We start from the raw sequence: 23223 nt of genomic DNA, 5'->3' as shown, positions 1-23223 counted from the left end.
GCATGACCAGGGCCGATCGCGCCGATGTGCTTGCGGCCGTCCATCGGGGCTGAATGCTGATAACGCAATTCTTAGCCTGAATCGCGCATCATCCGCGAACGGACATCTTTACCTCTCTGCAGGAACCGCCATGATTTACAACAGCATCCTCGACACCATCGGCAATACCCCGATCGTAAAACTGCACCGGCTGGCGCCAAAACATGTTGAGCTTTTCGTAAAGGTCGAAGCTTTCAATCCCGCCGGCTCGGTGAAAGACCGCCTCGCCTTGGCAATCATTCTGGATGCCGAACGGCGCGGCACCTTGAAGCCGGGCCAGACCGTCATCGAGGCAACGTCCGGCAATACCGGGGTGGCGTTGGCGGCGGTGTGTGCCGCGCGCGGCTATCCGTTCGTGGCGGTGATGACGGAAACCTTCTCGATCGAGCGGCGCAAATTGATCCGTGCCTATGGCGGCAAGGTCTTGTTGACCCCGGCGGCGGAGCGCGGTTCGGGCATGGTGCGCAAGGCGGCCGAGCTGGCCCAGAAGCATGGCTGGTTCCTGGCCCGGCAGTTCGAAAACCCGGCCAACCCCGAGTGGCACCGGCATACCACCGCGCCGGAGATCTTGCGTGATTTTGCCGGCCGGCGGCTCGACTACTTCGTCAGCGGCTGGGGTACCGGCGGCACGCTGACCGGTGTGGGCGAGGTGCTGAAGGTGGCCCGCCCCGACGTGCGGGTGATCGCCAGTGAGCCGGCCGGTGCCGCGTTGTTATCCGGCAAGGAGTGGCAGCCGCACAAGATTCAAGGCTGGACACCGGATTTCGTACCTGCGGTACTGAACCGCAAGGTAGTCGACGAAATCCTGCCGGTGGACGATGTGTTGGCGCGTGATACGGCGCGTCAGCTGGCCCAGCAGGAGGGCATCTTCACCGGTCTTTCTTCGGGTGCCACCTTGGCCGCCGCCTTGCAAGTAGCCAGCAAAGCGCCGGAGGGTTCGGTTCTGCTGGCGATGCTGCCGGATACCGGCGAACGTTATCTCTCGACCTTTTTGTTCGAAGGTGTCAACGAAGGGTCGGACGAGATTGCCTGAGTTATGCGCGTGCCGCTGGCGCTTGTGTCGAGCGCCGGCGGCATGCTTCGCCAATGACGGCGGCTAACGGTTTGCTTGCTGCCTCGGTCTGAAAGTATCGGCTGCTCTGTTTGCGTCGAGCAGCCGATGAATACAACTCAGCTGATTTTGGCGAGTTCGTCGGCTAGGCCGATGTAACTGCCCGGGGTCAGCTCCAACAATCGCTGTTTCGCATCCGCTGGCAGCTCTAGTCCGTCGATGAAGCTACGCATGGAATCACGGGTGATGCCCTGGCCCCGCGTTAGCGCTTTCAACTGCTCGTAGGGCTCGGGCAGGCCATAACGGCGCATCACCGTTTGCACGGCTTCGGCCAAGACTTCCCAGTTGCCGTCGAGATCGGCGGCAAGACGCTCGGCATTAATGGTGAGTTTGCCCAAGCCCTTCTGTAGCGATTCCAGCGCAACCAGGCTATGACCGAAGGCGGTGCCGAGCGCACGCAGCACCGTGGAGTCAGTGAGGTCGCGCTGCCAGCGGCTGATCGGCAGCTTCTCGGCAAAATGACCGAGCAGGGCGTTGGCCAGGCCAAAATTTCCTTCGGCGTTTTCGAAGTCGATCGGGTTGACCTTGTGCGGCATGGTCGAGGAGCCGACTTCACCGGCTTTCAATGCCTGTTTGAAATAACCCAGCGAGATATAACCCCAGATATCGCGTGACAGATCGATCAAGATGATATTGGCGCGACGCACCGCATCGCAGTACTCGGCGATGCCGTCGTGCGGTTCGATCTGGGTGGTGTAAGCGTTGTAATCGAGACCGAGGCTGGTGACGAAACGTTGCGAGAAAGCTCGCCAGTCCAGGTTCGGATAAGTAATCACATGAGCGTTGTAATTGCCGACCGCGCCATTGATCTTGCCAGGCACTTCAAGGGCGGCCAGCTGCTTGCGCTGACGTTGCAGGCGCGCCACCACGTTGGCCAATTCTTTGCCCAGGGTGCTGGGCGAAGCGGTCTGACCATGGGTGCGCGAAAGCATCGGCAGCGCGGCATTGGTGTGGGCCAGCTGGCGCAAGGTCGCGATGATGCGGTCGAAAGCCGGCAGCAGCACCTGTTCGCGCGCATCGCGCAGCATCAGGGCGTAGGACAGATTATTGATGTCTTCGCTGGTGCAGGCGAAATGTACGAATTCTTTGGCTTGAGCCAGCGCGGCATCGTTGCCGATACGTTCCTTGATGAAGTACTCCACCGCCTTGACGTCGTGGTTGGTGGTGGCTTCGATGGCCTTGATGCGGGCGCCGTCATCAGGGCTGAAACCGCTGGCGATGGCTTTCAGTTGTTCGATCTGTGCCGGGGAAAAGGGCGGCAGTTCGGCAATGCCTGGATCGGCGGCCAGCGCCAATAGCCATTCGACCTCGACCAGGACGCGGCGATGCATCAGGCCAAACTCGCTGAAGATCGGGCGCAGCGCCTCGGCCTTGCTGGCGTAACGGCCGTCCAGCGGCGATAGGGCGGTCAGGGCATGAGCGGACATCGGGCCTTCCAAAAACGGGAAAAGCGGCATTTTACATCGGGCGGGCCGACGAATTGGGGCTTATAGTCATGCACCCCCTCACCCGAAGGTATTCCAGGTATGAGCCAGTACCGCATCGAACATGACAGCATGGGCGAGTTAAAAGTACCCGCCGACGCCCTTTATGGCGCGCAAACCCAGCGTGCCGTAGACAATTTTCCGATTTCCGGCCTGCATTTGCCGCGCCCGTTTATCCGTGCGCTCGGTCTGATCAAGACGGCTGCCGCCGAGGCCAATCTGACCCTGGGGTATCTGAAGAAGGGGCAGGCGGCGGCGATTCGCAAGGCGGCGCTGGCCGTAGCCGAGGGGGCGTACGACAGTCAGTTTCCCATCGATGTCTTCCAGACTGGCTCGGGCACCAGCACCAATATGAATGCCAATGAGGTGATCGCGCACCTTGCGGCGCGTGCCGGGACCAAGGTGCATCCCAACGATCATGTCAATTACGGGCAAAGCTCGAATGACGTCATCCCCACCGCGATCCATGTCAGCGCGACGTTGACCACCAGCGAGCAATTGATTCCCGCACTCAAGCACCTGAAAAAGGTGATCGATAAGCGCGCCCGTGAGCTCAAGAACGTGCCCAAGACCGGCCGTACGCATTTGATGGATGCGATGCCGGTGACCTTCGGCCAGGAGCTTTCAGGCTGGGCGGCGCAAATCGGCTCTGCCATCGAACGCATCGAGGACAGCCTGAAGCGCATGCGCCGGTTGCCGCAGGGCGGCACCGCAGTGGGTACCGGCATCAATGCCGATCCGAAATTCGGGCCTGCGGTAGCGCGTGAGCTGAAGAAACTCACCGGAGTGAAGTTCGAACCCGCAGACAACTATTTCGAGGGCATGGCTGCCCAGGATGCCGCGGTTGAGTTATCGGGCCAGTTGAAGACCCTAGCGGTGGCGTTGATGAAAATCGCCAACGATTTGCGCTGGATGAATTCCGGCCCGCTGGCTGGCCTGGGCGAAATTGAACTGCCGGCACTGCAGCCTGGCTCGTCGATCATGCCGGGCAAGGTGAATCCGGTGATGCCGGAGGCTACTGCGATGGTTGCTGCGCAAGTCATCGGCAACGATGCAGCGATCACCATTGCCGGGCAGTCCGGCAATTTCCAGCTCAATGTGATGCTGCCGCTGATTGCGCACAACTTGCTGCAATCCATCGGCCTGCTTGCCAATGTCAGTGTGCTATTGGCGGACAAGGCGATAGCGGGTTTCCGGGTCAATACGGCGCGGGTGAAAGAAGCCCTGGACAAGAATCCGATCCTGGTGACGGCATTGAACCCGGTGATTGGTTATGAAAAGGGTGCCGCTACCGCCAAGCAGGCCTACAAAGAAAAGCGGCCGATTCTTGATGTGGCGCTGGAGACCACGGGTTTATCCAAGGACAAGCTCAAGCCATTACTTGATCCGATGGCCTTAACCCAAGGTGGCATTCACGGCGGTGGCGGTGGCGGCGGTTGAATCGCTGAGCCGGACACGGAAACGGGCGCCTAGGCGCCCGTTTTGTGTTGTGCCACCGAGCTGGAGCTCAGCTATCGTCGCTAGTGCGGCGGAGCCAGGTGACAACAGCGAGTAAGGCGATACCTGCGATCACGCCGATCCATAGGTTGGGTGAGCTGAGCTCACTGTAGGTTTGTGCGGGGTCGATCAGACTCAATGGGCTTTGGCCGCGGCTGGAGATGCTGATGTAGGTCGTCATGTTATGGTCATCGAGCGCCAGGTTCGAACCTGGAAACACGCTGATCAGCACGCGCAGAACCACATGTGACCAGAACCAGCTCGTCGATAGATTGAACAAGTCCATGATGCCGAACCAGCTAAGCATCAGGCCGGTCAATGCAGGGGTTGCCACGGCCCATAAAAAGGGTTTGCTGCGTGCCCATGCCGAGCAAAACATCAGCCAACCCACGGCGGGTAGCGCAAACAGGGCATAAAGCGGAATTGAGCAAAGCGAGGAGAGTACGGCGCGCACCGGATGTGCCAGCAGCAACAGTTGCCATGCGTTGATCCCGTGGAATGACAGCACCAGGGTGAAAATCAGTAGCTGCAGCATGCCAAACACGATGCCGGCGATAACCGCGATAACGGGAGCCACGACGGTGGCGCTGACTACTTTCGATAGCACCGTGCTGATATTGGAGATCGGCAACGATTTCCAGAACAGGATGCTGCGATCGCGACGGTCGTCGTAGAGCGAGCCCAGGCAGTAGAACAGCACGACAAAGCCCATCACGATGCTGATCAGCCACATTGAAGAGAGCAGCGCCACGTCGAGTGCGTTGCCGACATCGGCCATGTCACCGGCGTTCGCATGGGCGACCAGTGAGTTGAGGTTGCCGTTGGCCAGCACCCCGTGACGCGCACCAATCACTTCCGCGGCGATGATTCCCATGATATTGAGCAGCAGAAAGATGCCGCCGGTAATGATGGGTGCCCAGAGAAAGCCACCCCGATTTTCCCAGTACTCGCGTTTGACGAGCCAAAAGAAGGTTTTCATGCGTAGGTTCCCTTCATGGTGGCGACGAACAGATCGCTGACGGATGGTCGCCGGACTTCGCCCAGGCCTTCGAGCACGGCGCGGTCGGCACCATCAAACAGAAAAATGCTTTTGCCGAAGACCTGGCGCTCGTCCAGTGGGCTCATTTGACGCGCCATGGCTGCTTTGTCGGCGCTGACCATGACTTCGGCAAAGCGCTCGCCGATGGCTTCCATATCAGCGTCGAGAACGATCTTGCCGTCACGGATAAACATCAGATCGGTCAGGATATGTTCGATTTCTTCGACTTGATGGGTGGTGACGATGATGGTTTTGTTCTCGTCGAAGTAATCCTCGAGCAGGCTTTGGTAGAACTGCTTGCGATAGAGAATGTCCAGGCCAAGAGTCGGCTCGTCCAGGACCAGCAGGCGGGCATCGATGGCCATGACCAAGGCCAGATGCAATTGCACAATCATGCCTTTGGACATCTGCTTGACGCGCTGTTCTGGCTGCAGCTTGGTGCGCGCCAGAAAGGCTTCGCACTTGGCGCGATCAAAGCGCGGATGCACATTGGCGACAAAGTCGACGGCTTCGCGCACGCGGATCCAGCGCGGCAGCACGGCAACATCGGCGATAAAGCAAACCTGTTCCATCAGTTGGTTGCGCTGGGTTCGCGGGTCGAAACCCAGCACATTGAGTTGTCCCTGGAAATCGGTGAGGCCGAGAATGGCCTTCAAGGCGGTGGTTTTGCCGGCGCCGTTAGGGCCGATCAAACCCACGATGCGGCCTGAGTCGATCTGAAAATTGAGCTGATCCAGGGCATGGGTGTTTTTGTAACGTTTGCTCAGGCCGCTGGCAGTGATCACGGCATTCATGGCTGACTCCCTGGCTGTTCCGGTGCTTCGCGCATCAGGGTTTTCAGATCCAGGCCCAAGCGTTGCAGCCTGGCGAACAGTACCGGCCATTCTTCGCGTAGAAAGCGCTCGCGCTCGGATTTGAGCAGCGCATCGCGGGCTCCATCGGTGACAAACATGCCCAACCCCCTCCTTTTCTCTACCAGTTGATCGTCGACCAGTTCCTGATACGCCTTAGAGACGGTCAGCGGGTTGATCTGATAATCCGCTGCAACCTGGCGTACTGACGGCAGCGGGTCGCCCTCGTTCAAGGCGCCGTCCAGGATCATCGCGACCACGCGTTCGCGTAGCTGGCGATAGATCGGGACGCTGTCGTTCCAGGTAATGGTCATGGGTTATTCCTTACTGATGCGGCCGAGCTTGGAGCCAAACGAATAGTAGGGCATGACTAACTGCGCGCCGATCAAGCTGGCTCCGGCTTCGGCACCGCGGCTGATCGCGCTGGTGGCAGCGGCGCTGACCATGCCCGCTTCGGTCAGGGCGGCTGCGCGCAGGTCTTCGGCGCTGGGGCGTACTTCGAGCGGGCTCAGATTGATGACTTTGGCGCCATTGATCTGTTGAGCGGGGGCTGTGAGGACGTTGTGATCGAGTGAGGCCAGGGTGGCGGCAGTAAGCAAGGTGGCGGCTGCCAATGTGAACAGGTTCTGCGCTTTCATGGGGTTCTCCTTAGTGATCTCGTTGACCGGTGTTGTAGTGAACTATAACACCATGTTTTTATCCGTCAACAGGCAGGATGCGATTTCGCAACATGACTGATGGCCTATATGGGTTTGCCGGGCTTGGAGGTGTTGCTGCGGCCCCTCCTGGGGAGTCCGCCTGGTGATGGAAATGATCTGCCTCCGCCTGGCGACATAGCAGGGGCGGAGATCAGCCATCGCAGATGACAGTCATCACGTCGGCGGGGCTTCATGCTCCAATGCGCCATCCCATAGCTAGAGAGTGTCGGTATGGATCTTGGTTTGAACGGTCGCGTTGTGGTGATTACCGGGGCAAGTAAAGGCATTGGGCTGGCTTGTGCCGAGGCTTTCGCCCGTGAGGGCGCCATCGTGATCGGTATCTCGCGCGACCTGGCTCGCCTGCAAGCCGCGCAGCGGCAACTGCAAGGCAAGAGTTTGCAGATGGCGGTACGGGCCGCCGATTTGTGCGACAGCGCCGCAACCGAAAAGGCGATTGACCATATCGAAGCCGATCACGGCCCGATCGAGGTGTTGATCAATTGCGCAGGCGCCGCGCGTCGTACCCCGCCGGCCGAGCTGGATGTCAGTGCGATACATGCCGCGATGGATGCCAAGTACTTCACCTATATGCATAGCATTGACCCGGTCATTCGTCGTATGGCCGCGCGGGGGTATGGCAGCATCATCAATATCGTCGGGCAGGGTGGCCGACAGGCGAACCCGCTCCATATCGCCGGTGGCTCGGCCAATGCGGCATTGATGCTGGCCTCGGTGGGCTACGCCAATGCTTATGCGAGCAAGGGCATCCGGGTCAATGTGATCAATCCGGGGATTACCCGCACCGAGCGTCAGCAAGAAGGGCTTGAGGCTGCCGCACGGGCTAGCGGGCACTCCACCGATGAGGTGCTGGCCCGGCAAGTGGCGGAGATTCCGCTAGGCCGGGTAGCCGAGCCCGAGGAAGTCGCCAACGTGGCGCTATTTCTTGCTTCATCACTGGCCAGCTATGTCACGGGAGCCGTGATTCCGATGGATGGTGGCAAGGCTTCGGTGATCTAGCTGCCGGATATATAAAACGGACTGCCTGGTACCCGGGCCGGGCAGTCCGTCGATACGACCTAGTGCCTCATAGTTGCCGCATGAAGGCGACCAGATCCTGCTTCTCTTGTCCGTTGAGCTTGGTACCTAGCACCAGGTTGAAGAACTCCACGGTGTCGTCGAGCGTCAGTAACCGGCCATCGTGCAAATACGGTGGGGCGTCCTTGATGCCGCGCAACGGGAACGTCTTGATGGGGCCGTCAGCGCTGGCCATCATGCCGTTGATCATCTGCGGTTTGTAGAAGCGCTCGACTTGCAGATTGTGCATGTTGCCATCGGTGTAATACGGCGGTTCGTGACAGCTACTGCATTGACCCTTGCCAAAGAAAATGGCCTGGCCACGCAACTCGGACTCTGTCGCTTTGCCTGGGTCGAGCTTGCCATCCCAGCCGAGCTTCGGTGCCGGTGGAAAATCCAATAACTCTTCAAACTCGGCCATGTCATGCACTTGACTGCCACGCTCGAGAATATTCATGCCCTTCTTGGTGGCCAGTAGCGGGTCGCCGTCGAAATAGGCGGCGCGCTGCTCGAACTCAGTAAAGTCTTCGATGGTTTTCAACGCACGTTGCGAGCCGAAAAGCCGCTGAATATTCACGCCGCGCAGTGATGGAGTCTGGATGCGGTGGCGAAATTCTTGCGGTCGAATATCGCCGACCAGATGTGTTGCCCCGTTGGTGTGTCCGTTGGCGTGACAATCGAAACAGGCGACACCCAGGCTTGGACGCACCGAGCGGCGATCGCCGGTGGCGTTGAATTGCTGCTGTGGAAATGGCGTAACCAGCAGCCGTAGGCCTTCCAACTGCTTGGGATTGAGTGTGCCGTTGAACAGCTCATAGTAATTGTCGATGCTGACCAGCTTGCCCTTCGATACATCGCCAAGATCGGGTCGCGTGGTCAGATAGATGCCCGCAGGGAATTCCGGCAGGAAATGATCGGGCAAATCGAAATCCAGGTCGAAACGGCTTAGATCACGATTGTCTTGCTGCTTGATCCGCTCGATCTCAAAGTGCGGAAACAACATGCCGCCTTCGGGATGATTGGGATGGGGCAGGGGAAGAAAGCCTGCGGGGAACACATTCTTGTTCTTGATTTCATCCGGGGTCATCGAGGCCAATTGATCCCAGCTGGTTCCTGCGCCAAGGCGAACCCGAACACCTTCTTGTACGGGTTTGCCCCGAGACATGCTGACCCCTGGGGCCGGCCGATCAGCAAGATCGTAGCGCTGTCGCAGCAAATTCATCTGCCGCTGCATGACTCCAGCTTTTGCCGCCGACATGTGCGACATCGTGGTTTGGAAGTCGGGTTCGATAACCGGGGAATAGCTGCTTGGGGGTGAAGCCTTCGAGGGCGGATCGGCCGGAAATCCGTGAGCCGATGCAGATACAGCGAGTACGGTGGCGATCGACAACGCTAGCTGCCGGCCACATTTGGCGGTTGCGCGTTTCATATAAGCCTCCCATAGGGCGTGAGTGCCGGGCGGCCTGGCTTAGTCCCTGCCAAGGTCCGCCGCGGCCGATGCTAGGGCGTGTTGATCCATGATGGAAATCAATTGATTTTATTGAATCGATAGTTTTTATGAATGGCTAGGCCCTGCGTTGTCGCTATGCATGAGATGGCCTACGTGGCTGCGGTGCGAGGCGATCAACCAACGGTGCACTTATGCGTTTAAGAGGCATCTTTAGGGGCGAGTCGCGCAAACCATGCCGTGTTCAAGCAAGTCGATCGTGCCGCGTCACCACGCAGTACAGGCGCAGCCGTGGGACATTCTTTTTCTGCTTTCCGAGGTAACGTCCGGGGTTGCTCAAGGGCATTTCAGCGTAGAGGGCTGCAGTACACGCCAAGCGCAGAATGCGTTGGCCTTAAGGTGTGCCAAGGCCATTCTGAGCCGTCAATGGGTGCTTCGACGGTTTTTCGAGTCTTCGCAATTTGTGGTTGTCCGTTCGAACACGGGCACGATGGGGGCGGCGCTGGCTTCGTATGCTCGCAACGAGGATGGTCAACAAGTCGTGACCATCGAGTATGTCGTCGTTGACCAGAAGTTTCGCCGCCATGGCGTGGGCGAGACACTGGTGCAGCATTTTTTGGCCGAAGCTTCGGCAGGGACGATCGTCGAGTGTTTTTGCATGGCGCATTCGCAAAGCATGCAGAAACTGCTTCGCCACGTGGGTTTTGTACGCAAGAGCAAGGTGGTCGCCGTGACTATCGATGACGCGACTATGCTCATACCTTCGCACTGGGTTTGGTGCGCTTGAAACACGCTCTGCTGATGTCTGCTGTCGAATCGCACTAAACCAAGGCTGCGTTGGGCCAGAGAATGCAACAACAGCTCGACCCAAACGCCTGATGCCACGGATCGTGCATCGATGGATCGATGTCGATTCGCTAAGCGCCGCGGTTGAAACGGGAGCAGGCGATTCCAGCCAAGCCAACGAAAAGCCCCTAAGCCATACGTGACTTAGGGGCCGGGTTGGCATAACGCTTGTTGAAGCACGGCAACGAGTAACGCTGTGGTAAAGCCTCTGGACCACAGCTTCATCAATGCTCACACCAGGTCAACCATCCATGTCGACCGTCGTGGGTATCAGTTCACGGCGTCAGCCGTGCTGTGCGGATACCGCTTGGCATAAGCCATTATTTAGCGCGTGCTCAGTGGCTTGCTGTGTTTTGCAACGCAGGGTTCTTGAATCGAACATGCATCCGCACCGTAGGCGTCGCGCTAGTCGTTGCAAGATTAGCCGTCGACAGGCCGGTGGAGTTGCCGACCATAAAATCGGCACCGCCGCCGTCTTCGACCATGCTGCCATTGGGGCCGAAGGTGTAGAAGCCGTCGGAACCGCTGATGCCACCGAAGGTCACCGTGACGAAACCATACTTATCGGATGTGATGGCAGACACATTGATGGGCGGGGAAAAGCCACCGACCTGGTTGATCGCCAGGTTGGACTTTTGCACCCGAACAGCAAATGAGCTTTGATCGGTGCCGATAAAGAGAAAGTCGTTATCTGCGGCCATATAAGTTTTTGCGCTCACCCCGCCTTTGAGAGGAAGAACGACGGTGTTGGCAAGACTGATATTGACCGTGTCAAACGTTGAGGTCACGACATCGGTCTTCTTATAGACATACAGGGTTACGCCGGTTCCATTATTGACCGCTTCATCGACGACATAGATGTAGCGGGTAACGGTGCCGGTCGCCACATCCACCGATTCATTGCCTTCGATCAGTGCGCCAGCCCGGCCGAACGGACCGATGGAGCCGCCGCCGTAGCAGCCTTCTGATCCCTGCGTCGAGCCGCACACGCTCAAGTAGGCGCTGGTGTAGGTGTTGTTGAAGGAATACGTGGTGAAGAGGTTACTGTCGGGTGGTGTGGCCGGCGTGATGGCGGCTGTCGCCAACTGAGCGCTTGCGGGCAAGGCTGCGGTGACGGCAAGCAAAAGGCTGGCGGCTAGCAGTGCGCATTGGGTACGAGTCTTGGACATATCAATGTTCTCCTTAGATTGCAGTGATGCGACAAGGTGCAGCAGACCGTCCTGCTGTCGCGGGAAGGGCGGTCTTAATCGGTGTGGTGTAGTGCTGGAAGTCCCTGCTACGAGAGACATGATAGGCGGCGGTCATCGCACGGACTGCGACAACGGATGAAATAAATGATCAGCCGGGTAGTTTTTGGTGTAATGAATGGGTGAATTAAAAAAAGTTCGTGAAAACGCCTATTGAATGGATCTATATAATGGTCAATCTATTCGATGTGTCGATTTTTGGTTATTTTGTGCTGATAAGTGCTATGGGTATTTGCAGGCGATGCGAAATGTCATCGTTTTCCGACTTATCCGGATGGCGGGTTGGCGATGATGCTTTGGTGTGACGGCTCGTTCGGAGACAGCCGAGCGATCGATGAAGCACCGCATGCAAGCAAGGTAGTGAATGGTCGAGGCGAGAGCCCTGCCTTAGAAAGGCTTGGGCCGGATGCTTTGGTCTAAGTAGACGCGACCCGCGCTTCATGCTCAGCCGCTTGCGCCGATACCGCTGGGCGTCATGCTCGAAAGGGAGGTCAACCTTTAGGCGGGCATCATGCATGTTTTCAGCGACAGCAAAGCACAGCTGAAAGCCGAGCTGGAAATTTTGTGTAAATCGCTAAACCATGCCGCCGCGGCATGGATTTCGTGGCCCAAGAAAACCGCAAAGCTGCCAACGGATATCACCGACAACACGATACGTGAGGTGGCGCTAGCACTCGGCTTCGTTGACATTAAAGTTTGCGCGGTAAGTGAGCTCTGCTCAGGTTTGAAGCGGGTCATTCGCAAAGAGCTTAGATAGCGCACAAGCTGACAACAGGGCAGGGCATGCTGACCCGTGTTTCGTCCAGGCATGGCCGATGCGTTATCGATCGCCAGGGTGGACTCGTGCCAAGCCGGCTCGACCTATGCGCGCTAACGTTGCCTCAGCTGGGAGGCAACGATTTGCGCATTGGCGCTTACATCGACAACGAGGTGACGAAAAATCGTCCGAGCCAAGCTCAGAGGTCATGCGCGATCACTACACCGAAACCGCCTTGAGGTAGCGGTCAAAAGATCGGTTCACGGCTTCGCGCGCCCCTCCAATGATGTTTCTTTTCGCGCTAAAGCCGAACAGGTCGACGAATGCGTAACCCTGTAGGCGTGATTGGATGTACTGGACATCCACTGGCCGCATCGGGATGTAGTTGGGGTAGCTATACATAAAGGTGACATGGCGACGGTCCATCGCTACTTGCAAGGCATCACCCGGAAACAGTGCGCCGCCTTCATGCGGGCCGCGCTTCCAATGCAACGCCGTGCTGCCGTCGAAATGTCCACCGCAGCGAATCAAGGTGACCGTGTCCGAAAGTCGGTGCTCGTCACCGCTCCAAAATCGGATCTGCGGCGAGGGTCGTAGCACCCACGCCTTATCGGCCTCATGCAGCAGAATGGGTACGCCGCCAAAGGCTTCGCTCCATTCGACCATCGATGCATAAAAATGCGGATGCGAGATCACGATGTAATCCAGCCCACCGCGAGCCTTGATCGCGGCGACCGCTTCAGGCGTCACCAGGCTTAGGCATTCCCACAGGATGTTACCCGCGTCGGTCGGCAACAGGAGTGCGCGCTGATTGATGGCGAAGGCAGGGTCGAGGCCGATGGTCAGCAGCCCCTCTTCTTGGTCGAGGTGGAGCTTGTGCTTGATGCCCAGCTCTTCGTGAGTGGTCCAGGTTTGACCGGACCAGCCGACATACTGCCGCTCGTCCTCGCAGATCGGGCAGGCGGTCGGCGGCTTTGCGGATTCGGCGAACTGTGTGCCACAGGTTGCACAAACGGGAAAGGACATGCGTGATCACCCATGCTGGATGTGAGTTTCGAAACGATAGGTAGCGTTTGTCTTCGCTCGGTTGAAACCGAGTCTGTGAGGCCGGGCCCTTTATTGGGACGGAGCATAAAGCAGAAGATGGCCTTCCCTAAAAGAAGACCATCGTCGCTGGTGGCGATCCGCGCTTTTCTATCGACACGCTGGTGCTTGATGGCGGCAAGCTGGGCGAGGCGATGCGCCAAGATGGCAAGGCATCCGCATCAAATTTCAAACGCGACTGGAACGCCTCGTTCAAGGCTGGTCAATCGGTTGGCAAGGCCTACCGTGGCAAACGATCGGGCGAGTTCGCCCTGGCTTTCGACGAAATGCGCCCAGCCTTCGTTGTGAATGGCGACGATATGGGCTTGCGGGAACGCGTGCGCAAACTCGATGGCGTCATTGCTGCCCATGGTCATGTGAAAACTGCCCCGCGGCTGCGCTGCGCCGGTGAACAGAATCGCCAGCCGGATGTCGAATTTGTCCTTGATCGCGGCAACGCCCTCGTACCAAACGGTGTCGCCCGACACGTAGATGCTGCCACTGCCATGCTCTGGAGTCACCACAAAGCCCACGACATCGCCGCTGATCGGTTCGATCCCCACGGGGCCGTGCCGTGCGGGGGTTGCCGTTACGCGCACTTCTTGTTTTTCAGTCCCGTGGAGCACGACGCTTTGCCATGTCTTCAGTCCCTCGACACTGCCGCCCAGCCGGGATGCGCCGGCCGGGGTTGTCAGTACGCGAGGTGCTTGCGAGAGAAAGGCTCGCCCTGAATGGTCGAGGTTGTCCCAATGGTGGTCGTGGCTGAGCAGCACGGCATCAATCGGCAGCAATGAGGCTGGGTCTGTGGCTGGTCCGGTTCGTTTGACCAAGGTGATGGTACCGGCGTCATAAGCTTGTGGCTGGTCGAAAGTCGGATCGGTCAACAGCCTCGTGCCTGCCACTTCGATCAAGGCCGTCGGGCCGCCAATGAGGGTAAGAACAACTTTCATGGGATGGGACATCCTTTGCGGGGAGCTTGAGAGCTGCACATGAGAGGCAAAAAGAACGTGTCTGGCGTCAATACTTGTTGAGCGCCGATGCTCAGCCGCCAGATCGTGCGACTGCTGCCGATCGAAGCTGCTGCCCGTTCGCCATCGCGGCGGAACGGCTTATGGCCATGAGGCAGCGGCAGTCTCGATGGGATAACGCTAAGGTCAGCCTCGTGCGATGCCGGCGCCTCGTTGGCTAGCCGGCTGTTGGTCATCGAGGCGTTCGACAAAATCCGCAATCAACGGGGTGACTATGGGCAGGCATTCCTCCAGCGCAAAGTGCCCGGTGTCCAGCACATGCAATTCGGCCTTTGGTAGGTCGTCCAGATAGGCGTGCGCACCATCTTCGACGAAGAACGGATCGTGGCGGCCCCAGAGGATTAGCGTCGGTGGCCGATGTTCGCGTAGCCATGCTTGCCATTGCGGATATAGCGCGAGGTTGGAATGGTAGTTCAACGCGAGATCGACCTGAATCTGCGCCCGGCCAGGTAAATCCAGAAAATGCTGATCGAGAGTCCAGCCATCGGGCGCGATCAGCTCGGGATGCGCGGCGCCGGTGAGGTACTGGCTTCGGGTCATCTCCAGTGTCAACAGGCCGAGCACGCCTTCCTCGGCGCCTTTGACGCCGGGTTTCATCGCGGTGAACTCTTGCGCGATCGGACTGAGGCCGGCGATGTAGGCATTGCCATTCTGGATCACCAGGCCCTCGATCCACTCGGGATGCCGAGTGGCCAGGCGAAAGCCCACCGGTGCGCCGAAATCGAACATATAGACGACGAAACGATCCAGCTTGAGTGCGTGGCAGAAACCCTCCACAACGTCCGCAAGGCTGTCGAAGCTATAGGCGAACGGCCCACCCAGCGTGGCTGGTGCAGGGGCATCGCTGTGACCAAAACCGGGGTAGTCCGGCGCGATCAGGTGGTAGCGGTCGCCCAGTGCATCCATCAAGCGGCGGTACTGATGCGACGCAGAGGGAAAGCCGTGGAGCAGCAGCAAGGTCGGCGCGTCTTTCGGGCCGGCTTCCCTGTAGAAGACCTTGATGCCGTCGACGTCAACATAGTGATGGGTAATCTGCGGAATATTCATCGTCATGAGTGCTCTTGCGTCGAGGTGTGCGCATGATGAAGAGAACGCCGACGATCCATAAGCACCTGTCGGTGAATACATTATTCATCGCAAGCGAACGATGGTCTGCCAGGGGAGGGCTCCGCTGACGACAACCACTTGGATCCGCTGGTCGATGGGTTTCGTTTGCGCCTTTGCGCGGGTAAGCAAAAGAGCCGCGCCATTACCCGTAAGATGATCGGCCGTCAAAGCCTCTTTGCGCCGAGCTAACGATTCCATGAGTGAAGTCAGCGATATCAATCTCAACCGCTTGGCGGTGTTCGTCGCGGTGGTCGAGGCGGGAACCTTGGCTGGCGCCGCGCGACGGCGTGGGGTTGCCAATGCGCTGGTCACCACGCATATCCAGAAACTCGAGGCTGAGCTTCGCGCGACTTTGTTGGTGCGCACCACCCGCAGCCTGAGCTTGACCGAGGCCGGGCGGGCGTTCTATGAGGCGAGCCGCGCCATTGTCGAGCAAGCCGAAGCAGCGATTGAATCGGCGCGTTGCCATAGTGGCGAAGTCACTGGCACCCTGCGGGTAACGGCGCCGATGGATTATGCCGCCACCGTGGTCGCCCCGGTCGCCGCGGCGTTGACCCAGGTGCACCCCTCGCTACGTATCGAACTGATCACCGCCGATCGCGTGCTGGACCTGGTCGCCGAACGAGTCGATGTCGGTATCCGTCTGGGCTGGCTGGCCGACTCCAGCCACCAAGCAGTGAAACTGGGCAGCTTTTCGCTGTGGCTGGTCGCCAGCCCAAGTCTTTTGCGAGCCGGCGGCCTGCCGAGGTCGCCGCGGGACCTGTCGGGGCGACCGATGGCGGCGTTCTCGGTGCTCAACAAACCGGTCCAATGGACGTTTGCCGGGGCATCGGGCGAAGCCGAGGAGGTCTTCTTCGACCCGGTGTTTAGCGCCGACTCGGTGGTTGCGCTGAAGCAAGTCGTGCTGGCTGGCGCCGGTTTTGGCGTCATGACGGATTTCACCGTAAGCCAGGATATCGACGCTGGCCGGCTGATCCGGGTGTTGCCGCAATGGAAGTTGCCCGAAGGTGGCATCTATGCGGTTTTTCCCGCCTCGACGCAGCGTGCGCTCAAGGTCAAAGTCTTTGTGGATGCGCTGCGCCAGCATGTGGAAGGGGCCAGGCGCTGAAAGTGCTGTGCTGGACGACCTGGCCGCCCCTCGTGCTTAAACGGCGAAGCGGTCTGGGCGGGCAATGGTTACCTTGATCAGGTGGTGTTTTGCCGGCGACTATCGCGCCCATGACCATGTAGCTAATCTGCCCATCTAGTCGCCATGACTGTCGCCCCGGCCTTCCTGAACAGGCATGGGCGCCTCACTGTCAGATCTGTAGGATTTCGCATGCCAACGTCCAACGTGACATCGACTCGAGAGAAGAGGTATTCGTGGCTGGCCAATCTGCCGATACGCCACAAGATCATCCTGGCCATCGGCCTGATGCTTAGCTTGTTAATGATCAATAGCCTGATCAACGTAGGCTCGCACAATAAGCAGACCGAAGCGCGGCATTGGGCCGATCACACCTATCAGGTGCTGCTGGAAATCGAGGGACTTCAGCGCACCGCCGTGACGGGCCAGCTTGGCCTGCGTGGTTTTCTGCTTACCCACAGTGCCAGCGAACTGGCCCGGCTGGACGCCAGCGTAAAAGCTTTTCAGGAGCAGCTATTGCAATTGCGTGAGCTAACCAGCGACAACCCGCTGCAACAGCTTCGTATCGATCATATCAATGCACTGGTCGCGCAATGGACGCGCGAATTGCAAACCATGCTGACGGCGACCAAGACGGCGTTGCAGTCCGCCGATGCCCAGGCAGGCGCGCAAGAGGTCGCGCGGATCCAGGCCGACTACATTGCGCATCGTAGCGTAAGAGTCGAAGACTACGCGGCAGCATTGGATGAAATGAAGGACACCGAGCGCCAGCTGCTGGCGCTGCGTACTCGTGGCGTAGAACACCTGGTGAGCCAAACGTTTTATGTCAATATCTTCAGCGCGGTGATCGGGCTGCTATTTGGGTTGCTGGTGATATGGCTGACTTCGCGCATGGTCACAGCATAAAAATCCACGGCGTACGGCGCAACGACGAAATTGGCGAGATCGCACGCGCCTTGCAAATCTTCAAGCAGATGGTTATCCAAACCGAGCAGCAAGCTCAGTTGAAGAGCCAACTGGCGGCGATTTCGAGCAGCTTGCAAGAGGCCACCAACCATCGTGACTTCGCCGAGCGGCTTACGACGCAGCTCGCGCCTTTGTTGCAGGCCGGGGTGGCGCTGTTCTACGGCTACGACGATGCGCGCCGGCGACTCGATTTGCTGGGTAGTTATGGACTGCGGCTATCGAATAGCCCCGATACCTATGTGCCTGGCGAAGGCCTGGTCGGTCAATGTGCGCTTTCGCGCCAGCCGATCGTGCTTGATCATGTGCCCGAAAACTATTTGCGTATCGATTCTGCCAGCGGTACAGCGTTGCCGCGTCACGTGACGATTCTGCCGATGCAGTTGCGCGATCAATTGATCGGCATACTGGAATTTGCCGGTTTTGCGCCGCTGTCGCCGCTGCATCAGCAATTGCTGGACGAACTGTTGCGGATGGCCGCCCTGACCCTGGAAAACCTCAATCGCGCGGTGAGCACCCGTGATCTGCTCGAACAGACGCGCGAACAGGCCGACGAACTGCGTGTTTCCAGCGTCACCATGCGCCAACAGCAACAGGCACTACGCGATACCAATGACACATTGGAGGCAAAGACCTTTGAGCTGGAGGAGCAGTCGCAACGCCTCATGGCTTCAGAGGAAGAGCTGCGTGTGCAGACCGACGAGCTACAGGCCTCTAATGAGGAATTGCGGCTCAAGACCGACACGCTTCGTCATCAAAAACAGCAGCTGGAGGCCTTGCAGTCGGAGACTTCGCAGAAGGCAGAGGAACTGGCACGCGCCAGCCAGTACAAGAGCGAGTTCCTTGCCAATATGTCGCACGAGCTGCGTACGCCGCTGAACAGCTTGCTGATTCTGTCGCAAAACCTGGCCGACAATCGCGAAGGCAATCTGGATGCCGAGCAAGTTGAATCGGCGCGCATCATCCATGATTCGGGCTCCAGCTTGCTGCGCCTGATTAACGACATCCTTGACCTGTCCAAGATCGAAGCGGGCAAAATGGAGCTGTCGCTGGTCAGCTATTCGCTGCAGAGTCTTGCGCGCAGCCTGCGCCGCAATTTCGATCACGTTGCCCGCGAGAAAAAAGTCCACTACGACGTGATGGTCGACGACGACCTGCCGGCGCAGATTCATACCGATCCGAACCGGTTAGAGCAGGTCATCAATAATCTGCTCGCCAATGCCTTCAAATTCACTAGCCGAGGCTCGGTGTTTGTTCACATCAGTCGTCCAGCCGGCGATTTACCCCTGCCGGAAACGCTGGGCGGCCAAGCCTTGCTGGCGATCAGTGTGAAAGATAGCGGCATCGGCATACCTGCCGAGAAACTAGAGCGCATTTTCAACGCCTTCGAACAAGCAGATAGCGGCACTAGCCGGCAGTTCGGCGGTACCGGTTTGGGGTTGAGCATTTCGCGGCGCATGGCCGAGCTGCTTGGCGGCGATATCGTGCTGCGTAGCGAAGTCGATCAGGGCAGCGAATTCGTGTTGCTGCTGCCCGAGCGGAGCCACGATGCTGCCGCAACAATCGGTGCATCGACGATGGGCCATGTGTCGACTACACGCCCCGTCGTACGGGCCCTGCTGCCCGCTGAAGGCGTAAGCGACGACCGCGATCGCATTGTGCCAGGGGACAGTGCGATTCTCATTGTCGAAGATGACCCGTCGTTCGCCCGTATTCTTGCCGACATCGTGCGGCAGAAAGGTCACCGCATGCTGCATGCGCTGGATGGTGAAAGCGGCCTTGAGCTGGCACGCCGTTACCACCCGATCGGCGTTTTGCTCGATGTGATGCTGCCAGGCATGGACGGCTGGACGGTGATTGAACGACTCAAGGCCGATCCTACGACCCGGCATATCCCCGTGCATTTCCTCTCGGCAACCGACGATGCCGGGCGCGGGCGCGAGTTGGGTGCCGTCGGCTTTCTCACCAAGCCGGTGACCCGGGAGGCGATTAACGACGCCTTTGAGCGATTGCTTCATTTCGCCGAGGGGCGCACGCGATACCTGCTGGTAGTCGACGACGACGTCGACGCGCGCAGTGCCGTGCGCAGGTTGCTGAGCCAGGACGATATCGTGATCAACGAAGCCGGCTCCGGTGAAGAGGCCTTGCAGAAAATTTCGGAAGTCGGTTACGACTGCATCGTGCTCGATCTCGGCCTGCCAGGCATGTCAGGCCTGGATCTGCTGGAGAAGCTGGCCGAGAGTGGCAGCACTCCGTCGGTGGTGGTGTATTCGGGCCGCGAGCTGAGTCGCGAAGAGAACCTGCGCATTCGCCAGTACACCGACAGCATCGTGATCAAGGGCGCGCGCTCGCCGGAGCGCCTGCTGGATGAAGTCAGCCTGTTCCTGCACAGCATTCGCCACACGCCAAGCCAGGTGGGCAGCACCGTGCCCGCCAATTTCGAAGGCTTACATGGGCATCGGGTACTGCTGGTGGATGACGATATGCGCAACCTGTTCGCTCTGTCCAAGGTACTGCGTAGCTGGGGCATGCAGGTCAGCGTGGCCCAGGATGGTCATAAGGCGCTGCAAGCGCTTGCCGAGAATCCGCAGTTAGAACTTGTGCTGATGGACATCATGATGCCGGGCATGGACGGCTATGAAGCTACCCGCGCGATTCGCGCTCAACCCTTGTTTGGCCGTCTGCCGATCATCGCGCTTACTGCCAAGGCCATGCGCGGCGATCGTGAGCAATGCCTGGATGCAGGCGCCAACGATTACCTATCCAAGCCGATCGACCTGGACAAGCTTGCCTCCATCATGCATGTATGGCTGCGCGACTGATGTCGATAAGCCCGCCATGAATACCTCCGATCTGGACACCATCGAAGTCGAGCTGTTCGTGCAGGCGCTGCAGCGTCGTCATGGCTATGATTTCAGCCAGTATGCGCCGGCTTCACTGACACGCCGCGTACAACAGTTGGCCGATCAAATGGAGTGCAAGACGATCAGCGGCCTGATCGAGCATGTACTACATGAGCCGCAGTTGCTGCCGCGGTTGCTGGAAGGGCTTACCGTGCCCGCCTCGGATATGTTTCGCGACCCGGCCATGTTCCGCGTGCTTCGCGAACAGGTGCTGCCATTGCTGGCTTCCTATCCGCAGATCAATATCTGGCAAGCCGGTTGTGCGCATGGACAAGAGGTCTATTCGCTGGCGATCTTGCTGGAAGAGGCGGGGCTGTACGAACGGTCGCAGATCTTCGCCACGGATCTGAGCGAACGGGCGCTGGAACAAGCCGAGGCCGGCATCTATAACGCTCGCGAGGCTCAGCAGTGGTCGCGCAACTATCAGGCATCCGGTGGCACTCACTCACTGGCCGACTACTACAGCGCACGCTACAACCTGCTAAAACTTGATCAACGCTTGCGGCGACATGTGACCTTTGCCCGCCACAATCTGGTCGCCGACGGGGTGTTTTGTGAGGCTCATCTGATTCTGTGCCGCAACGTGCTGATCTACTTTTCCAACCCGCTGCAGGACCGGGTGTTGTCGCTGTTTCGAAACAGTCTTGTTCGCGGCGGCTTTCTTGGTCTGGGTATGCGCGAAAGCCTTGACTATGCGTCGGCCGCTGCGAATTTCTCAGCGTTTGCCGAGCCTGTGCGTATCTATCGACTGGCCAGCCAGCCGGAGCCTGCACTTTCATGAGGACACCGACCGCTATCGCCATTGGTTGCTCAGCAGGTGGGGTGGATGCCCTCAAAGCCGTTATCAGCAACCTCGATAGCAGAATCCGGCAGGCCATTCTGGTTTGTTGCCACAGCAGTTCGGACACCATGGACTTACTGTGCGAAGTGCTTGGTCGCGTTTCGGCCCTGCCGGTTATCGAAGCCGTCGAGCGCCAGCTTGTACGCTCGGCTACGGTGCAGCTCGCCCCTCCCGGTTATCACCTGCTGGTGGAAAGGGACCTGCATTTCGCCTTGTCGATCGATCCGCGGGTGAATTACGCGCGGCCATCCATCGATGTCATGTTCAGCTCCGCCGCTGAAGTCTGGGCCGATTCGCTAATCGGCGTGATCTTGACCGGTGGCAATGCCGATGGCGCCGCTGGCCTGCAACGAGTTCGTCAGCGTGGCGGCATGGCCGTCGTGCAATCGCCTGCCGATGCCGAAGTAGCCACCATGCCGCAGGCCGCGCTGGATCTGGCCGGTGCGGATTATTGCGTTGGCCTTGCCGATATCGCCCCTTTGCTCAATCAACTGTGCCTGGTATGACTCCTACCATTCCAAAGATTCTGGTCGTCGATGACACCCATGCCAATCTGGTGGCCATGCGATATCTGCTGGCCAATTGTGGTGCTGAGCTGGTCGAGGCGATCAGTGGCAACGAAGCGCTATCGCTATGCCTGGATCAGCGGTTTGCACTGATTCTTCTTGATGTGAACATGCCGGATATCGACGGTTTCGAAGTGGCCGCCTTACTTGGTGAAGCCGAGCAGCTGCACGATACGCCGGTGATCTTCGTCACCGCCGCTTACGCCGACGATCTCAATCGTCTCAAAGGGTATCGTTCCGGCGCGGTCGACTACATTACCAAGCCGATCAACGATGTGATCCTGCAATCGAAGGTGCGCGTGTTTCTTGAGCTCCACACGATAAGAATGCAATTGCAGCAAACCCTGGAAGAGTTGTCTTCGCGTAATCAGCAGTTGCAGATGGAAATTGCCGAGCGCCAGCGCGTCGAGGCGCGGGTACGTCATCAAGCGACGCATGACATGCTGACAGGGTTGCCAAATCGCGTGCTATTTCACGATCGGCTACGTACAGCCATGCAGCGCGGTTCCCGAAAAGATCACAATTTCGCGCTGGTACTGATTGATATAGACGGCTTCAAAGCCGTCAACGATACCCATGGCCACTTGGCGGGCGATGCGCTGCTGCAAACCATTGCGGAACGCTTGAGCAGTGAAGTACGTGCTAACGATACCGTGGCTCGGCTGGGCGGCGACGAATTTGCACTGGTCTTCGAAGAGGTCGTTGACATATCGTCGTTGCTGCAGCGATGCCAACATATTTGCGACATGCTGGCCCAGCCGTATTTGCTCAGCAGTCCGCGCGGCGCTCTCACCATCGGCGTCAGTGCGAGCATCGGCATAGCGCTATGGCATGAAAAGGTCGATTCCGACGAAGCTCTGATCCAGGCTGCAGACCGCGCCCTCTATCAGGCCAAGGAAAACGGCAAGAACGGATGCGTGCTTTCTTCAACTTGAAATGCTGAGCTGACATGTCTGGTCGAGATTCGTGGTCTATTGGCTTTAGAGCTCAGTCGGCCGAAGACCAGAAAGTTTGGACCATGTCGAGCGCGCGGCTTAATGTCTGAGCAGCCAAGCGCTATAGCTCAAGCGATCACGACATGGGCTGGATCCCGCTCTGCAGCTTGATGATAGAGCTAGCTTCGATACGTTGAATCCAAGCCTGGCAAGACGAGCGTATGGTTGCTCGCAACAACTCCGATTTGTCTGTCGTCGTCGGTCAGGAGATCTGCCGGGAGGTTAGTCCTGCTTTGCCCGTTCAGTTGGGCGCATGGCCGTTAATACAGCGCTGAGAATGGTCAGAGCGGAAAGCCACGACGGCGGTGTCATCGATCAAGTACAAGCGATAGGCTTGGGTCTGTTGGGTGGCAGAAATCTGGCAGGTCGTTGCCAGTATCGTCGATATCGATTGCAAGGTTTGCGGATCGGTCTTGACGCGCATATCCGCCATATCGGAGATGTAATACATCAGAAAGATATGGGAATGGAACCGATCATTCGCGACGAGGTAGGGTGGAACAAGCGCATTGATAAGCGGA

General features: G+C 58.5%; 22 protein-coding genes. 11 read left to right on the top strand and 11 right to left on the bottom strand.

Annotated features, from left to right (window positions below):
* The first annotated feature begins 130 nt into the window (after positions 1-130).
* Positions 131-1072, top strand: coding sequence for a cysteine synthase A (gene cysK, locus OUZ52_RS16350; RefSeq protein ID WP_266159607.1), 942 nt, complete (start codon positions 131-133; stop codon positions 1070-1072).
* A gap of 137 nt (positions 1073-1209) precedes the next feature.
* Here cysK and purB read toward each other — a convergent pair whose 3' ends face one another.
* Positions 1210-2577 carry an adenylosuccinate lyase gene (purB, locus tag OUZ52_RS16345; RefSeq protein WP_266159606.1) on the bottom strand — a complete coding sequence of 456 codons (1368 nt, stop codon included), beginning with the start codon at positions 2575-2577 and terminating at the stop codon, positions 1210-1212.
* 99 nt (positions 2578-2676) lie between these two features.
* Here purB and OUZ52_RS16340 point away from each other — a divergent pair, with 99 nt between their 5' ends.
* Positions 2677-4074: a class II fumarate hydratase gene (locus OUZ52_RS16340; protein WP_266159605.1), complete on the top strand. Its 1398-nt coding sequence runs from the start codon at positions 2677-2679 to the stop codon at positions 4072-4074.
* 67 nt (positions 4075-4141) lie between these two features.
* Here OUZ52_RS16340 and OUZ52_RS16335 read toward each other — a convergent pair whose 3' ends face one another.
* The 4 genes from OUZ52_RS16335 to OUZ52_RS16320 are packed head-to-tail and all read right to left on the bottom strand — an operon-like array spanning position 4142 to position 6659.
* Positions 4142-5110, bottom strand: a complete 969-nt coding sequence (locus OUZ52_RS16335) for a hypothetical protein (protein ID WP_266159604.1) — start codon at positions 5108-5110, stop codon at positions 4142-4144.
* A complete protein-coding gene (locus tag OUZ52_RS16330) occupies positions 5107-5964 on the bottom strand; it encodes an ABC transporter ATP-binding protein (protein WP_266159603.1) in 858 nt (285 codons plus the stop codon). Before OUZ52_RS16330 ends, OUZ52_RS16335 begins: the two co-directional genes overlap by 4 nt.
* Entirely contained in the window at positions 5961-6335 is a 375-nt protein-coding gene (locus OUZ52_RS16325; RefSeq protein ID WP_266159602.1) for a GntR family transcriptional regulator, read from the bottom strand. Before OUZ52_RS16325 ends, OUZ52_RS16330 begins: the two co-directional genes overlap by 4 nt.
* Before the next feature lie 3 nt (positions 6336-6338).
* The gene (locus OUZ52_RS16320; protein WP_266159601.1) at positions 6339-6659 is read right to left on the bottom strand and encodes a hypothetical protein; all 321 of its coding nucleotides are present in this window, start codon (positions 6657-6659) and stop codon (positions 6339-6341) included.
* 303 nt (positions 6660-6962) lie between these two features.
* On the opposite strand from OUZ52_RS16320, the gene OUZ52_RS16315 reads away from it, so the two are divergent.
* Positions 6963-7736 carry an SDR family NAD(P)-dependent oxidoreductase gene (locus tag OUZ52_RS16315; protein ID WP_266159600.1) on the top strand — a complete coding sequence of 258 codons (774 nt, stop codon included), beginning with the start codon at positions 6963-6965 and terminating at the stop codon, positions 7734-7736.
* 67 nt (positions 7737-7803) lie between these two features.
* Here OUZ52_RS16315 and OUZ52_RS16310 read toward each other — a convergent pair whose 3' ends face one another.
* Positions 7804-8958, bottom strand: a complete 1155-nt coding sequence (locus OUZ52_RS16310; RefSeq protein WP_266159599.1) for a hypothetical protein — start codon at positions 8956-8958, stop codon at positions 7804-7806.
* A gap of 541 nt (positions 8959-9499) precedes the next feature.
* On the opposite strand from OUZ52_RS16310, the gene OUZ52_RS16305 reads away from it, so the two are divergent.
* Positions 9500-10027, top strand: coding sequence for a GNAT family N-acetyltransferase (locus tag OUZ52_RS16305; RefSeq protein WP_266159598.1), 528 nt, complete (start codon positions 9500-9502; stop codon positions 10025-10027).
* 394 nt (positions 10028-10421) lie between these two features.
* On the opposite strand, the gene OUZ52_RS16300 is transcribed toward OUZ52_RS16305, so the two are convergent.
* Positions 10422-11255, bottom strand: a complete 834-nt coding sequence (locus OUZ52_RS16300; protein WP_266159597.1) for a hypothetical protein — start codon at positions 11253-11255, stop codon at positions 10422-10424.
* A 589-nt stretch (positions 11256-11844) separates the two neighbouring features.
* Between OUZ52_RS16300 and OUZ52_RS16295 the strand changes: the two genes are divergently transcribed.
* Positions 11845-12090, top strand: coding sequence for a hypothetical protein (locus OUZ52_RS16295; protein ID WP_266159596.1), 246 nt, complete (start codon positions 11845-11847; stop codon positions 12088-12090).
* A 219-nt stretch (positions 12091-12309) separates the two neighbouring features.
* On the opposite strand, the gene OUZ52_RS16290 is transcribed toward OUZ52_RS16295, so the two are convergent.
* The 3 genes from OUZ52_RS16290 to OUZ52_RS16280 form a co-directional block, all read right to left on the bottom strand.
* A complete protein-coding gene (locus OUZ52_RS16290; RefSeq protein WP_266159595.1) occupies positions 12310-13116 on the bottom strand; it encodes an MBL fold metallo-hydrolase in 807 nt (268 codons plus the stop codon).
* Between the two features lie 239 nt (positions 13117-13355).
* Positions 13356-14123 (bottom strand): MBL fold metallo-hydrolase, encoded by a 768-nt coding sequence (locus OUZ52_RS16285; RefSeq protein WP_266159594.1) that lies wholly within the window; start codon positions 14121-14123, stop codon positions 13356-13358.
* A 204-nt stretch (positions 14124-14327) separates the two neighbouring features.
* Positions 14328-15254, bottom strand: coding sequence for an alpha/beta fold hydrolase (locus OUZ52_RS16280; RefSeq protein ID WP_266159593.1), 927 nt, complete (start codon positions 15252-15254; stop codon positions 14328-14330).
* 250 nt (positions 15255-15504) lie between these two features.
* Here OUZ52_RS16280 and OUZ52_RS16275 point away from each other — a divergent pair, with 250 nt between their 5' ends.
* The 6 genes from OUZ52_RS16275 (at position 15505) to OUZ52_RS16255 (ending at position 22642) form a co-directional block, all read left to right on the top strand.
* Complete coding sequence (locus OUZ52_RS16275; protein ID WP_266159592.1) at positions 15505-16416, top strand: LysR family transcriptional regulator; 912 nt, start codon at positions 15505-15507, stop codon at positions 16414-16416.
* 210 nt (positions 16417-16626) lie between these two features.
* On the top strand, positions 16627-17340 hold the full coding sequence (locus OUZ52_RS22890) for a CHASE3 domain-containing protein (protein WP_323135363.1): 714 nt from the start codon (positions 16627-16629) through the stop codon (positions 17338-17340).
* Complete coding sequence (locus OUZ52_RS16270) at positions 17310-20219, top strand: response regulator (protein WP_323135362.1); 2910 nt, start codon at positions 17310-17312, stop codon at positions 20217-20219. The genes OUZ52_RS22890 and OUZ52_RS16270 overlap by 31 nt, the downstream gene beginning before the upstream one ends.
* 16 nt (positions 20220-20235) lie before the next feature.
* A complete protein-coding gene (locus OUZ52_RS16265; RefSeq protein WP_266159591.1) occupies positions 20236-21081 on the top strand; it encodes a CheR family methyltransferase in 846 nt (281 codons plus the stop codon).
* Entirely contained in the window at positions 21078-21647 is a 570-nt protein-coding gene (locus tag OUZ52_RS16260) for a chemotaxis protein CheB (protein WP_266159590.1), read from the top strand. Before OUZ52_RS16265 ends, OUZ52_RS16260 begins: the two co-directional genes overlap by 4 nt.
* Complete coding sequence (locus OUZ52_RS16255) at positions 21644-22642, top strand: diguanylate cyclase domain-containing protein (protein ID WP_266159589.1); 999 nt, start codon at positions 21644-21646, stop codon at positions 22640-22642. The genes OUZ52_RS16260 and OUZ52_RS16255 overlap by 4 nt, the downstream gene beginning before the upstream one ends.
* Before the next feature lie 301 nt (positions 22643-22943).
* Here OUZ52_RS16255 and OUZ52_RS16250 read toward each other — a convergent pair.
* The coding region (locus tag OUZ52_RS16250) for a hypothetical protein (RefSeq protein WP_266159588.1) at positions 22944-23223 on the bottom strand (280 nt) is incomplete at its 5' end.

The sequence above is a fragment of the Dyella silvatica genome (assembly GCF_026283955.1).
In the GTDB taxonomy this organism is placed as follows: domain Bacteria; phylum Pseudomonadota; class Gammaproteobacteria; order Xanthomonadales; family Rhodanobacteraceae; genus Dyella_C; species Dyella_C silvatica.
Note: the sequence above shows the minus strand (reverse complement) of the source record. Positions and strands in the feature narration are given on the sequence as shown.

Bases quoted from the DNA above. Each gene is read 5' to 3' on its own strand.
- cysK (WP_266159607.1), top strand. From the start codon at position 131: ATGATTTACAACAGCATCCTCGACACCATCGGCAATACCCCGATCGTA.
- purB (WP_266159606.1), bottom strand. From the start codon at position 2,577: ATGTCCGCTCATGCCCTGACCGCCCTATCGCCGCTGGACGGCCGTTAC.
- OUZ52_RS16340 (WP_266159605.1), top strand. From the start codon at position 2,677: ATGAGCCAGTACCGCATCGAACATGACAGCATGGGCGAGTTAAAAGTA.
- OUZ52_RS16335 (WP_266159604.1), bottom strand. From the start codon at position 5,110: ATGAAAACCTTCTTTTGGCTCGTCAAACGCGAGTACTGGGAAAATCGG.
- OUZ52_RS16330 (WP_266159603.1), bottom strand. From the start codon at position 5,964: ATGAATGCCGTGATCACTGCCAGCGGCCTGAGCAAACGTTACAAAAAC.
- OUZ52_RS16325 (WP_266159602.1), bottom strand. From the start codon at position 6,335: ATGACCATTACCTGGAACGACAGCGTCCCGATCTATCGCCAGCTACGC.
- OUZ52_RS16320 (WP_266159601.1), bottom strand. From the start codon at position 6,659: ATGAAAGCGCAGAACCTGTTCACATTGGCAGCCGCCACCTTGCTTACT.
- OUZ52_RS16310 (WP_266159599.1), bottom strand. From the start codon at position 8,958: ATGTCTCGGGGCAAACCCGTACAAGAAGGTGTTCGGGTTCGCCTTGGC.
- OUZ52_RS16300 (WP_266159597.1), bottom strand. From the start codon at position 11,255: ATGTCCAAGACTCGTACCCAATGCGCACTGCTAGCCGCCAGCCTTTTG.
- OUZ52_RS16295 (WP_266159596.1), top strand. From the start codon at position 11,845: ATGCATGTTTTCAGCGACAGCAAAGCACAGCTGAAAGCCGAGCTGGAA.
- OUZ52_RS16290 (WP_266159595.1), bottom strand. From the start codon at position 13,116: ATGTCCTTTCCCGTTTGTGCAACCTGTGGCACACAGTTCGCCGAATCC.
- OUZ52_RS16285 (WP_266159594.1), bottom strand. From the start codon at position 14,123: ATGAAAGTTGTTCTTACCCTCATTGGCGGCCCGACGGCCTTGATCGAA.
- OUZ52_RS16280 (WP_266159593.1), bottom strand. From the start codon at position 15,254: ATGACGATGAATATTCCGCAGATTACCCATCACTATGTTGACGTCGAC.
- OUZ52_RS16275 (WP_266159592.1), top strand. From the start codon at position 15,505: ATGAGTGAAGTCAGCGATATCAATCTCAACCGCTTGGCGGTGTTCGTC.
- OUZ52_RS22890 (WP_323135363.1), top strand. From the start codon at position 16,627: ATGCCAACGTCCAACGTGACATCGACTCGAGAGAAGAGGTATTCGTGG.
- OUZ52_RS16270 (WP_323135362.1), top strand. From the start codon at position 17,310: ATGGCTGACTTCGCGCATGGTCACAGCATAAAAATCCACGGCGTACGG.
- OUZ52_RS16265 (WP_266159591.1), top strand. From the start codon at position 20,236: ATGAATACCTCCGATCTGGACACCATCGAAGTCGAGCTGTTCGTGCAG.
- OUZ52_RS16260 (WP_266159590.1), top strand. From the start codon at position 21,078: ATGAGGACACCGACCGCTATCGCCATTGGTTGCTCAGCAGGTGGGGTG.
- OUZ52_RS16255 (WP_266159589.1), top strand. From the start codon at position 21,644: ATGACTCCTACCATTCCAAAGATTCTGGTCGTCGATGACACCCATGCC.